Source organism: Moritella sp. PE36 (assembly GCF_000170855.1).
GTDB lineage: Bacteria > Pseudomonadota > Gammaproteobacteria > Enterobacterales > Moritellaceae > Moritella.
In genome coordinates this window covers 25,673-38,118 of the sequence record NZ_ABCQ01000016.1, presented here as the reverse complement: position 1 = coordinate 38,118, position 12,446 = coordinate 25,673, and the positions used below count along the sequence as shown (strand labels likewise).

Sequence of the window (12,446 nt, the reverse complement as noted above, 5' to 3'; positions counted from 1 at the left end):
AAACAAGACTACAGTTAAAAAGAGCGTAGTTGTAGGAGAGTGGAGTAAATGCCTATTGATTTTTTACCGGTGTTTTTGATGGTTGCGGTGGTGATTATGCTGGCCGCATTTATCCTGACCGTCTCCCGCCTGCTCAGGCCAGACAATCCCTATCCAGAAAAGAACCGGCCCTATGAATGCGGTATCGACCATGTTGGGGAAGCGTCTGCTGGATTGTTTAAAGTACAGTATTTTGTGATCGCCATCCTGTTTGTGGTATTTGACGTAGAAACCATGTTTCTGTTCCCTTGGGCAGTGGTGCTGGCAGACCTCGGCTTGTTTGGTTACATCGAAATGTTTATTTTTATCATGATGCTGTTGGTTGGATTTATCTACGCTTGGATAAAAGGAGCCTTAGAATGGGAAGTTTAACAGAACGATACAAAGACAATGTACTTTTTACCACCTCCGATAGCATTATCAACTGGAGCCGGAAATCATCCCTGTGGCCGGAAACCTTTGGCATCGCTTGCTGTGCCATCGAAATGATCGCGGCCGGTTGTGCCCGATATGATCTTGACCGCTTTGGCGTGGTTTTCCGTTCCTCTCCCCGCCAGTCAGACGTGATGATTATCGCAGGTACAGTGACCAAAAAAATGGCACCGATTATTAGGCGTCTTTATGATCAGATGCCAGAGCCGAGATATGTGATCGCCATGGGTACCTGCGCCATCTCAGGCGGTGTTTATAATACTTATTCAGTGGTGCAAGGTTCAGACCTTTTTGTCCCGGTTGATGTTCATGTGGCCGGTTGTCCGCCTCGTCCAGATGCACTGTTACATGCCATGGTGCTATTACAACAACAGATCACCGGCAACCGTCAACCTAAGCAGGATCAAGAGCAAACTACCCCAGTCTCTACTTATACAAAAGAACAATCTGCCTTTGTGAAAGAAAATGTATGATCATGTCGGGGCAGTTTCCACTTAACCAGCTCATCGATAGTTTCAACGGCCGCATCAGCATCGATCCAAACGTCATCGATATGCCCTGTGTCGTGGTCAGCCCGAAAGACCTGGTTGAACTGTGTTTGTTTTTGCGCGATGACGACGCGTTTAAATTTAATTTTATGGCTGATATTGGCGGTATTGATTTTCACCCGAATACCCCGCGCTATCAGCTGGTCTATCACCTTTACTCCATTTCACTGGGCTGGCGATTGCGCATCAAATGCCCGCTAAAAGATCCACCAAAAGCACCGACCATCACTCACCTGTGGACCACCGCCAACTGGCATGAACGGGAAGCATATGACATGTTTGGTATCGTCTTCGAAGGTCACCCTGACTTGCGCCGGATCTATATGTGGCAAGAATTTGAAGGCTGGCCGATGCGCAAGGATTTTCCGCTGCGGGGTTACAAAGATAAATATAATCCGTTTGGCGAAGAAAAACCGGGCGCAACGCCCCCCATAACCAAGAACCCCGTCGGAGACATCCTATGACTGATGTCAATATCATCCACGAAAGCCAACAGGAACATGGCCTAAGTCGCGAAGTGTTGATGAATCTAGGGCCACAGCATCCCAGTACCCATGGGGTATTACGTCTGCTGTTACAGATGGATGGCGAGATCGTTAAACGCATCGAGCCGCATATTGGTCTGCTACACAGAGGCACCGAAAAGCTGTGTGAAAGTTTCACTTATACCCAGATTTTTCCGCTCACCGATCGGTTAGATTATCTCTGTCAGCCGTCCAATAACCTGGGCTATGCGCTGGCGGTGGAGGCATTACTGGGGATCAAGGCACCAGAACGCGCGCAATATATTCGGGTATTAATGGCAGAACTGTCCCGAATCTCTGGGCACCTGCTGATCACTGGTGCATTGCCAATGGACGTAGGCGCGATAACAACCTTGCTGTATACCATGCGTGACCGAGAAATGATAATGGACCTGATGGAGATGATCAGCGGCGCGCGTATGCACACCTCCTTCTGCCGAGTTGGCGGGGTAAGAGAAGATCTGCCTGACGGCTGTGTCGAACGTATTATTGAATTTTGTGACATCTTCGAAAACAGTATTTCTGATTATGAAAATCTGGTAGGCAACAACCGGGTATTTCTGGCCCGGGTAGAAAATGTCGGCAACATCACCGGGGAAGATGCTATCGCCCTCGGCCTTAGTGGACCCTGTCTCAGGGCTTCCGGTATCGACTGGGATATCCGCCGCGATGCCCCTTACGAGATTTACGACAGACTCGATTTTAACGTTATAGTGCGCACCGATGGCGACTGTTATGACCGTTGGAAATGCCGGGTTGACGAAATGCACGAAAGCCTAAAGATGATCCGCCAATGTGTCGCGCAGATGCAGCCGGGCCTATTTTTAATCGATGATCCAAAGATCGCCTTTCCAGTCAATAAAGACCTGCTTGCTCATTCTATGGAAGCCCATATTCATCATTTCAAACTGGCGGCCGAAGGTTTCAAGGTGCCCAAAGGCGAAGTTTATACCGCCATCGAAGCGCCTAAAGGTGAGCTTGGCTTTTACATCATCAGCGATGGCACTGAAAAACCGTTCAGAGTTAAGATCAGAGCGCCCTCTTTTGTCAATCTACAAGCGCTGACCGACCGCACCACCAATCTAAAATACCTGGCTGATGTCATTGCCATGATAGGTTCACTCGATCCGGTAATGAAGGAGGTGGATAAATGACGGCCGCATACTCTAAGCAAGACATCATCGCCGAACTTACCGCCCCTATCGCTGACATTGTCAAATGCTACCCAACCCAGCGCAGCGCGATCATGCCAGCCTTGTACCTGGCTCAGGATACATATGGGTTCCTCGATGAAACTGCCTATCGAGCAATCGCCGAGATCCTCGACATACCAGAGATCTGGGTATTTGAACTGGCCAGTTTCTATACCCTGTATAAAAACAAAAAAATAGGTAAATACAACCTCCAGCTCTGCACCAATGTGCCCTGCATGTTACGCGGTGCATATGATCTGCTCGGCCACCTGCAAACCCGGCTCGGGATTAACAAAGGTGATACCAGCACAGATGGTCTTTTTACCCTGACCACAGTTGAGTGTATCGGCTCCTGCGATCTCGCGCCCGCGATGATGGTCAATGAAACTTATCACACTAACCTGTCAAAAGAGCGGGTAGACAAGCTTCTCGACCAATTATCACAGTCAAGCATAAAGCCGTCTGTGGAAGAAAGTAAGTCGTCAGTAGAAAAAAGTAAGCCGTCTGTGGAAAAAAATAACGCCTCAACGGACAAGGGGCCATCAACGGGGACTGAGTCTTCAGCAGGAAATGGGCCATGAACGAACTTGTGTTACTAAAATATATCACCCATCCAGACTCGACCAATATTGAGTTTTATGAAAAAACCGGTGGATATCAGGGGCTCAAAAAAATCCTGACAACTTATTCTCCAGATAAGGTTATCGATGCCGTCAAAGCCTCCAACCTGCGCGGGCGCGGCGGTGCTGGTTTTCCCACTGGTTTGAAATGGAGTTTTGTGCCCAAAGACGATGGCAAAATCCATTACCTATGCTGTAACGCCGATGAAGGTGAACCCGGCACCTTTAAAGACCGCCTGCTTATGGAGCGGGACCCACATAGGGTAATTGAAGGCATGATCATTGCCGCTTACGCTATCCGAGCCGAGGTGGCCTACATTTATATTCGCGGTGAATATGGCTTATCAATTGACATGATCACGCAGGCAATCAAAGCCGCTTACGCCAAAGGTTATCTTGGCAAGAATATATTTAACACCGATTTTTGTCTCAATATCTATGTGCATAAAGGTGCCGGTGCTTATATCTGCGGTGAAGAAACCGCGCTGCTGGAATCAATCGAAGGCCGACGCGGTCAACCGAAATTAAAACCACCTTTCCCTGCAGTGTCAGGTCTTTATGACTGTCCGACCGTGATCAATAACGTAGAAACCTTTGTTTGTGTGACGCATATCTTTGCCAAAGGCGTTGATTGGTTTACTTCCATCGGCCCTGATGATGCACCCGGTCCACGCCTATTTGGTCTGAGCGGACAGTTGCAGAATCCGGGGATCGTTGAGCTGCCGATGGGACTTCCGCTGAGTGAGTTGGTTTACGACTATGGCGGCGGACCGTTGACTGGCAAATTCAAAGCCGTGATCCCAGGCGGATTATCCGCGCCAATGATCCCTTTAGCAGGACTTGATGTGAAAATGAATTTCGCCGATCTGGCCACCGCCGACAGTATGATGGGATCTGCCGCGGTTATCGCGCTGGATGAGACCGCATCCATACCCGCAGTCGGCAGGCGGATAGCCGAGTTCTTCTCGCATGAAAGCTGTGGTAAATGTGCACCTTGCCGAGAAGGTCTCCCTTGGGCCAGTAAGATCCTAAACCGCATCGAGTCTGGGCAAGGTCGCCCTGGGGATCTAGAACAGTTGCAGGTAATATGCGGCGGTGTATTTAACAATAGCTTCTGCGCACTGGGTGTCGGCGCGGCCTGGGCGATCAGAGCCACCCTGAAACATTTCCCTCATGAGTATGACGCCCTGATCACCCAACAAAAAATCCCAATACGCGACAGGACAAACTCATGATCATGTTCACAATCAATGGTCAGGAGATGGAGGTCGAAGAAGGCACCACTATCCTTAACGCCGCCCGCGCCAGCACAATTGAGATTCCGACGTTCTGTTATCAGGACCGACTGTCAATCTTAGCCAGCTGCCGCATGTGTCTCATCGAAATCGAAGGCAGACCAAAACTAGAGCCCGCTTGTGCCACCGTGGTGTCGGAAGGCATGGCGGTACTCACCCATTCAGAAAAAGTGGTCGCCAGCCGCGAGGATATGTTAGAAATATTACTGGCCAACCACCCGTTGGACTGCCCTGTCTGTGACAAAAGTGGTGAATGTGAACTGCAAGATACGGTGTTTGAATATGGCAAAGGCGATTCAAGGCTTGCTGATCCGAAACGCATATTCAGAATCGACGATATTCAACTCAATAATGTGATCACCTTTAATGCCAACCGCTGCATCCAGTGTCAGCGTTGTGTCCGTGTTTGTGAAGAAGTGGTCGGTGATGTGGCGCTCGGCACCATGGAACGCGGGTTAGATTCCGAAATTACCGGAGTTGGTAACAGCCTGAAAGATTGCAGTCATTGCGGTAACTGTATCGAAGTCTGCCCGGTAGGCGCGCTAATGAGTACCCCATATCGTTATAAAGCGCGGCCTTGGGATCTTGAAAAATTTGAAACCACCTGTGGCATGTGTGGCACAGGCTGCAGCATGACGATCGAAACCCGTGAAGGTAAACTGGCACGGGTCAAAAGCCAATATGAAACGGGTATTAATGGCGAACTGCTGTGTGCGAAAGGCCGCTTTGGGTTTGATTTTATCGACGGTGGGCAGCGTATCACCCAACCAATGCTGCGTAAAAATGATGTCATGACGGCTGTGAGTTGGACTGAAGCGTTAGATTTCATTATCAACCAAACCTTGGATATCCTCGGTAACAAGGGGCATATCAAAGGCCTGATCTCACCACGACAGACCAATGAAACTGCCTTTATGTTTCAGAAGCTGATACGGGAGGTTTTTCAGTCGTCTGACATCCACGCCAGTTGTCGATTCTCAGGCCTGAACCTGCAACCGGAAACCAATGACATTTTAAGTAAGCTGCTCACCCAGACCTACAGTCGCCAACCACTGGTTGAGATCCTAAAAAGCGACTGTGTGTTTTTATTAGGCGGTAACATCTGTGATGAAAATCCAGTCTCGAGTTACCTCGTCCGACAACACAAGCGGGACAATCATTATCACTTATTGTTGGCGAGCTCTAGACCCTGTGCTTTGGATGATATTGCCACTGAAAAATTACGCCTGCTGCCTGGCAATGAGGCCACATTATTGGCGGCTCTGACTTCAGACCTAGCGATATCAGATGACAGGGAAATGTCCGACTTTGTTAGCGCGGGTAAAGTTATTCTGGAACAGGCTAATTCAATCACCCTGTTAATCGGCACCGAATTTATGCGGGGGAAGCAGGCCAAGGACTGTTTATTATGGATAGAAAAAACCACTCAACATCTGCAACAACAAGGTAAACAGGTGTTTGTACAATTCCTATTTGATCGACCTAATCAACTTGGTCTGTGGCACATGGGCTGCCTACCTGACTTGCATAACGATCAGTCCGGCTTACAAAAGTATCACCCAGAAAGTGTGCCTGATATGTTTTATGTGGTCGGCGCCGACCCGCTCGCTAACTGTTCTGCGGGCGATCCATTGGAACAAGCGGCCTTAAAAACCCCCTGCCTCATTGTCCAAAGTGCCTTTATGACCGCCAGTGCACAGCTGGCGATGGTTATTCTACCGGCGCCTTCATACGGCGAAGAAAATGGTACTTATACCAACAATGAAGCCAGGGTGCAAAAGGTCAGAGCAATTAGGCCTCCAGCCCAAGATATCTTACCAAGCACAGCTGTTTTTGCGCACATCGCCAGCGCGCTGGGGATAGACATAGGCCCGAGTACAGTGAAGCAGATATTCAGTCAAATTAAACAGGACATAGACGGTTATCAAGCGCTTAAAGAGGACTTTATTTTTGGTCCCGAGCTCAATGACTATGGTTTGACCACAGTGCCACTAGCAATGAACGCGGCTCTAACAATTCCAGCGGTTACAGATCCAGAAGTTAAAAACCCAGTAATTAAGCCACCTGCGGTTGATAGCTTTCCTTCAGCAGGTTATACCTTGCTCACTGGCGACAGCCTGTTTCGCTCTGGCAAACTCACCGCCCAATCAAAAAACCTGTCCGGGCTCGGCCATGACGCTTATGTAGAAATGAACCCCGGCGCAGATTATGACGAACAGCAGGATTATCAGATAACCATCACTCGAGGTAATGCCACTATCACTGCACCGTTAAAAATAAACCGTTCTTTTCCCGAAAAACTGCTGTTTATGCCAGAAGCTCAATTAAGCTCCCCAGCGAATAAAATCATCACAACGGCGGAGTATCCTTGTATCGTCGAGGTTGAGATTAAGGTTTCGAGTGGTTAGTCTGATGCATCATTAGGTACATAGTTAGGGGCATAGTTGGATAAGTTGCCGGTAATTAGATCGCGTTGATTTTCTAACACAGCAATTAAATGCTCTTTACAGGCACGAACTCTCGCTGTTGTCCGCAACTCGACATGATTCAAGATCCAAATCCCCCAATCGGATGGCGGCATTTGGACATCTAAACGAACCAGTCCAGGTTGAGTGTCGCCGATAAAACAGGGTAACTTTGCTAAGCCAAAACCGTGGGCAGCAGCTACTGCCATTGAACCGACGTCATCGACTCGAAGTGAAACTTCAGCATCGCTAGCCTGCTTTCTGACCCAATCCGGTCGCTTATTTTCTGACTGAAAAAGGATCACTTTTGTTTTTGTTACGCGAGATTGTAAATGCGCTGGCGAAGCATAGATCCCATGGTGCAATTTCATGATTTCAGCACCCACGAGATAATCCGGTGGATTAGGAGTCATACGAATGGCCAAATCTGCTTCCATGGCAGCCAAATCGACGAGGTTTTTGGTCATGAGTAACTGCATGTCAATATCAGGAAAACGTTGGCAAAACTCACCCATCTTTGGAATGATAAGGCGATTAGCAAGTTCAAACGCGATCGTCAGCTTTAATGGACCGGCTAAGGCAGAATCCTGATTGGCTGCTTGCCTATCTATGGTACGAACCTTTTCTTCCATTGATACGACCTGTTGGTATAGATCTTCTGCCGCTTGTGTCATCGCGTAACCAGTTCTACTCTTATCAAATAGTCGCGTACCCAGACTTAATTCAAGCGCTTCAATGCGCCTTGCCACGGTAGTATGTTTGACATTCAACACTCTACCAGCACCACTAATCGTACCCTCTCTCGCCAACGCCAGAAAGTACTTCAGATCATTCCAATTCATAAACAAACACCTCAGTGAATTTCAATTCAGTGTGCATTTATGCACATTCCATGTCAACAATAACTCATTTACTGTCTTTATTGGGTGGAGTAAATTAATTGCATAACCTAACAAACCCCAAGGATCATGCAATGAATTCTCATACACTACAAAAACTAGCGGCATTTACTTCCACACCAACAGGTGGCAATCCGGCAGGCGTATGGATTGGTGAAACGTTACCGGAACCAAAGGAAATGCAACGCATTGCAGCGGACGTTGGCTTTTCAGAAACCGCGTTTGTCGCGCCTAGCAAGGGTAGCAAACGAACGGTACGTTATTACAGCCCGGAAGCTGAAGTACCATTTTGCGGACACGCGACGATAGCAACCGGCGTTGCATTGGGCAAACAGTCAGGCAGCGGCTCCTATCAGTTTGAAACAACTATAGGAACTATTCCAGTGGAGGTTAGCGAGCATAACGGTGAAATTAGAGCCGCGCTTACGTCAGTGGAGCCTAAGTTTGAATGGCCGTCAGAGATTTTGCTTAAAGACACGCTTGCTGCACTGGGCTGGAGTTTGGATGATTTAGATACCAGCATTCCGCCAGCACGTACGTTTGGGGGGAACTGGCATTTAGTCTTAGCGGTGAAATCAAAACAACGCTTAGATGATTTAAGCTACGACTTCGAGAAGCTTAAAAAGATAATGCTAGATGATGATTTGACCACGTTACAATTGATCTGGCGTGAAAACGATAAACTCATTCACTCGCGTAATCCATTTCCGGTTGGCGGTGTCGTCGAGGATTCAGCGACGGGTGCTGCGGCAGTGGCTTTAGGTGGATATTTACGAGAAGCAAGCATCATCAATGCACCGCAGGATATAAATATTATACAAGGCGAGATCATGGGATGGCCAAGTCAGTTAAACCTTTCTATTCCGCAAGTCGGCGGCATAAAAGTGTCTGGTACGGCTGTACAGTTAACGGATTAGCTAGACCATTAACACTTGGGCCGACGAACAAATCAAAGCTTGGCCCCTAGACTTTCGGTGTATTTAAGCTGGTAGTGCTTCAATGGTTAAGTGGCCAAAATAACGAGGCCACTACACACTCTTTCTACATATTAAAAAATATACGATGCGCCAATGACTCCAGACAACACAGTATCACTTTTGATAATAGGACTATCAGCCAAATCATAATCTAATTTAGAATAACGAGTAGAAGCTATCAGCCTAACATTTTTAGATAAATACATATAAAAGCTAACACCAACGAATAGCTGGCCACTCCAACCTGCATCAAACTCGTCAAAACCACTACGTTGAGCTTCTTCTGCCGATACGCCGTAGAGGTGATTGTTAAGTTTGTCATCATTGAATGCATAGCCAATCTCAGGTTTAAATCCCCACGCGCCCATACGGAACGTCTCTTTAAAAACGACTTCAGCATAGAGTCCGTTATGATTTAAAGCGATATCACTACCAACAGATGCTTCAATAGTTCCGGTAGTGGTAATCACCTGGAACGTAACGCCGCCAAGGACACCAGCGTTTCGCTCATCCAATTTTTGTATCTCCAGATGGTCTGAATCTTCAGGTTTAAGCGTACGCGAGTCGTATTGAGCACGAAAAATGATATTCAGCGGAGTACCTTGTGGTAACAGTGCATAACCTGCTCCTGTACCGCGGAAAAAAATATGTTCGCCTTCATAACCAATCATTGGAAAAGGGACGACATTTGAATCAAGCCCTTTGTAAACCGCCGGAGAATATGAGGTAATAAAACCCAATGAAACTTGCTCCGCATTAACCGGTGTAGCCAAGAATGCCATAGCTAATAATATTAATTTCTTCAATTTTCATGCTCTATTGTAGATAAGAAATCGCATACTAACAGCTACCTTTAAAAAATAAAGGGGTTTTTCTCCATTAAAACTCACTGATAAAGATAGATAAAAATTATTATCATAACCAGTGTTTTAACTGTGGTATCAATATTACAATAGGTATGTGCTTGACCGTGAAATTTAGATGTTCACATTCTTGATACTGGGCATTTCGCCCTATTTGGCATAGACCAAAGAATAAGCTGTAACCGATTAGAAACTTACGTCTGTATCTGCAGTTTTACTATCAACCGATGGCCAGCAACCTTCATAACTACTGACCAGCATGGTCTTCAGGAAGATTTAGCCCGTCATATTAAGCTGATAGCGTTCTGCATCCTTACGAAGCTGGCTGTATTTTACAACCAGTTCGCTTTTGCTCAACAGTTCATCCCCAAAGAAGAAGGCGTCTCTTGCGCTTAGAAGATCAAAATGCTCAGCCAACAAGTCCAACGTCAAATCCGCTTTTTTTAGGGTATATGGCGTACAGGACTGCCCGTGTAAATCATCAAGCAGGTCGAGTACATTTGAGCGGAAACTCTCAACTAAATACAACGCCTGCAGCGCTACCTCACTTTCCAGCGCAGTTTGCCAGTTATGATTGATTGCCCGCTGCCGAGCAATCACGTTCGTGTCAGCATCAAGTTCAATAAGCTGCCGCAGTTTCATCTGATAAGCTTCTAGTGCACAACGCTTTTCAAGCCGGTACAATTCAAACAATGCTTCGGTTGTCTGGTTAAGCGAATTTTTCAATAAAAAATCAAAAAAGAAACGGGTTTCAAATCGCTCTATGCCATGGAATAACGGTGTCTCTTGTCCATTACTATTAAAGTGAACCTTAGGATCAAACTGATACATGTAACCAAAATCAAACAGCTTTATCTCGTGTTGGTTATCCAACAAAATATTACCCGGACAGAGATCCCACTCGAATAAACCGCTTAGTTCAAGGTTTACGATGGTGGAGAAGATCTGCTGGAATACATCACGGTTTAGAATGGTAAGTGGGTTACCTTCAATCCACGGCGAAAGAATAATGCCGTCTGTGAATGAAGCAAATTGGGTATCAACAATATGTTTAAAACATGCAGGGGAGCCTTGTTTCAGTTCTGCCAGATCTTGCCTACGCTGAACTTCATTTAAAAATGATGTTTGACCATCAATGTTCTTAACCAAACTCACCTTTCTCTTTTGCTTCAACGTCCAGTGTTGACCATCTATTTGCAAATGGAAAACCACCGCAGTCAGGCCGGAATTAAATACTTCCACCACATAGCTTGATTCGGCGGTTGTAGTTTTAAGTTGTTCCAGCGTTATAGATATACCCTCTAAACTCCCTACTTCTATATTTCCCCCACTAGCGACAAACGTTTGCTGCGCCTGCTGGCGTTGCTGCTCTAGACTCATCTTAAGTTTTCCTTAACATTACAATGCAAAAACACACAGTGAATATACATAAATATGGGCCCTACATACTGTGATTAGTGTAATGAAATATACCCATCCACCACACTATTTTGTACACTGTCGCTATATTTTCGTTCATGGGTTAGATATGAGTATACCGACAGATGTTTTACAGGCAGTCGCCAACGCGATGATGGCGGAACGCGTTGTCAGCACTCAACTAATCCAACCGTTGTGGGGTGGATACGGCGAGCTTTTTCGTGCCACGTTGTACGGTAGTCAACATACTGCGGTGATAGTCAAACACATCAAGTTACCGCAACCAAAAGTGCATCCACGCGGTTGGAACACACCTATCTCTCATCAACGAAAATTAAAATCATATCAGGTGGAACTGCACTGGTATCAGCACTACGCAAATAACTGTCTAGCGCAGTGCCCAGTACCTAAGTGTCTGTATGTTGAAGAACAGAATGATGAGATATTACTCATCATGGAAGATTTGGCCACGTTAGGATTTGAGCAGACGTTCACTAGTTTTGAACCTAAGCCTCCGTCCCACGAATCAGCTGTAGACAATCCACATATCAGTCATCAACACGTCAGCCAGCAACAGATAGAGGCCTGTTTATCTTGGCTGGCTTATTTCCATGCCCAGCACCTCGCGATTGAACCGGAAGGTTTATGGGATTGCGGCAGTTACTGGCACCTTGCAACCCGTCCCGATGAACTGACCGCGTTAACCGACATCCCATTGCAGCAAGCCGCCGAAAAAATAGATAAAATATTGCAACAATGTCAGTTTCAAACACTGGTTCACGGCGATGCTAAGTTAGCTAACTTCTGTTTCACTACCACAGGTTCTCGGGTTGCAGGGGTTGATTTCCAATATGTTGGCAAAGGTTGCGGCATGAAAGACGTGATCTTATTGCTAAGCAGCTGTTTACCCTATCAACACTGTGAGCAGGAAGTACCTGAGCTATTAAACTATTATTTCAGACTGTTAAAACAGGCACTAACCGAACATCAACCACACATAGATCCGCAAGCAGTGGAAGATGAATGGCGACCACTTTATTGTGTGGCCTGGGCTGATTTTCAACGTTTTATGAAAGGCTGGAGTCCGACTCACTGGAAGATAAATAGCTATACAGAAGCACTGACCAAGCAAGCATTATCACAATTAAATTCAGCTGAACAAGGTCAATAAA

The 12,446-nt window shown here is 46.6% G+C and carries 12 protein-coding genes; 9 read left to right on the top strand and 3 right to left on the bottom strand.

Annotated features, from left to right (window positions below; all coding sequences use genetic code 11):
* Window positions 1-48: 48 nt before the first annotated feature.
* Genes PE36_RS11220 through nuoG form a run of 7 tightly spaced genes read left to right on the top strand, consistent with a single transcriptional unit; the run spans window position 49 to window position 7,059 of the window.
* Entirely contained in the window at window positions 49-411 is a 363-nt protein-coding gene (locus tag PE36_RS11220; protein WP_006032147.1) for an NADH-quinone oxidoreductase subunit A, read from the top strand.
* The gene (locus tag PE36_RS11215) at window positions 399-944 is read left to right on the top strand and encodes an NADH-quinone oxidoreductase subunit B family protein (protein ID WP_006032146.1); all 546 of its coding nucleotides are present in this window, start codon (window positions 399-401) and stop codon (window positions 942-944) included. The genes PE36_RS11220 and PE36_RS11215 overlap by 13 nt, the downstream gene beginning before the upstream one ends.
* Entirely contained in the window at window positions 941-1,483 is a 543-nt protein-coding gene (locus tag PE36_RS11210; protein WP_006032145.1) for an NADH-quinone oxidoreductase subunit C, read from the top strand. Before PE36_RS11215 ends, PE36_RS11210 begins: the two co-directional genes overlap by 4 nt.
* Window positions 1,480-2,697, top strand: coding sequence for an NADH dehydrogenase (quinone) subunit D (gene nuoD, locus PE36_RS11205; RefSeq protein ID WP_006032144.1), 1,218 nt, complete (start codon window positions 1,480-1,482; stop codon window positions 2,695-2,697). Before PE36_RS11210 ends, nuoD begins: the two co-directional genes overlap by 4 nt.
* Window positions 2,694-3,317, top strand: a complete 624-nt coding sequence (gene nuoE / locus PE36_RS11200) for an NAD(P)H-dependent oxidoreductase subunit E (protein WP_006032143.1) — start codon at window positions 2,694-2,696, stop codon at window positions 3,315-3,317. The genes nuoD and nuoE overlap by 4 nt, the downstream gene beginning before the upstream one ends.
* A complete protein-coding gene (nuoF, locus tag PE36_RS11195) occupies window positions 3,314-4,591 on the top strand; it encodes an NADH-quinone oxidoreductase subunit NuoF (RefSeq protein ID WP_006032142.1) in 1,278 nt (425 codons plus the stop codon). The genes nuoE and nuoF overlap by 4 nt, the downstream gene beginning before the upstream one ends.
* Window positions 4,588-7,059: an NADH-quinone oxidoreductase subunit NuoG gene (gene nuoG / locus PE36_RS11190; protein ID WP_006032141.1), complete on the top strand. Its 2,472-nt coding sequence runs from the start codon at window positions 4,588-4,590 to the stop codon at window positions 7,057-7,059. The genes nuoF and nuoG overlap by 4 nt, the downstream gene beginning before the upstream one ends.
* On the opposite strand, the gene PE36_RS11185 is transcribed toward nuoG, so the two are convergent.
* The gene (locus PE36_RS11185; protein WP_006032140.1) at window positions 7,056-7,958 is read right to left on the bottom strand and encodes a LysR family transcriptional regulator; all 903 of its coding nucleotides are present in this window, start codon (window positions 7,956-7,958) and stop codon (window positions 7,056-7,058) included. The genes nuoG and PE36_RS11185 overlap by 4 nt on opposite strands.
* 131 nt (window positions 7,959-8,089) lie before the next feature.
* Between PE36_RS11185 and PE36_RS11180 the strand changes: the two genes are divergently transcribed.
* A complete protein-coding gene (locus PE36_RS11180) occupies window positions 8,090-8,932 on the top strand; it encodes a PhzF family phenazine biosynthesis protein (protein WP_006032139.1) in 843 nt (280 codons plus the stop codon).
* Window positions 8,933-9,063: 131 nt separating this feature from the next.
* On the opposite strand, the gene PE36_RS11175 is transcribed toward PE36_RS11180, so the two are convergent.
* Together PE36_RS11175 and PE36_RS11170 are read right to left on the bottom strand one after the other, a co-directional pair.
* The gene (locus PE36_RS11175) at window positions 9,064-9,798 is read right to left on the bottom strand and encodes a MipA/OmpV family protein (RefSeq protein WP_198138603.1); all 735 of its coding nucleotides are present in this window, start codon (window positions 9,796-9,798) and stop codon (window positions 9,064-9,066) included.
* Between the two features lie 333 nt (window positions 9,799-10,131).
* Window positions 10,132-11,235 carry a hypothetical protein gene (locus PE36_RS11170; RefSeq protein WP_006032137.1) on the bottom strand — a complete coding sequence of 368 codons (1,104 nt, stop codon included), beginning with the start codon at window positions 11,233-11,235 and terminating at the stop codon, window positions 10,132-10,134.
* A 148-nt stretch (window positions 11,236-11,383) separates the two neighbouring features.
* Here PE36_RS11170 and PE36_RS11165 point away from each other — a divergent pair, with 148 nt between their 5' ends.
* Entirely contained in the window at window positions 11,384-12,445 is a 1,062-nt protein-coding gene (locus tag PE36_RS11165; RefSeq protein WP_006032136.1) for a phosphotransferase, read from the top strand.
* Window position 12,446: the final 1 nt, after the last annotated feature.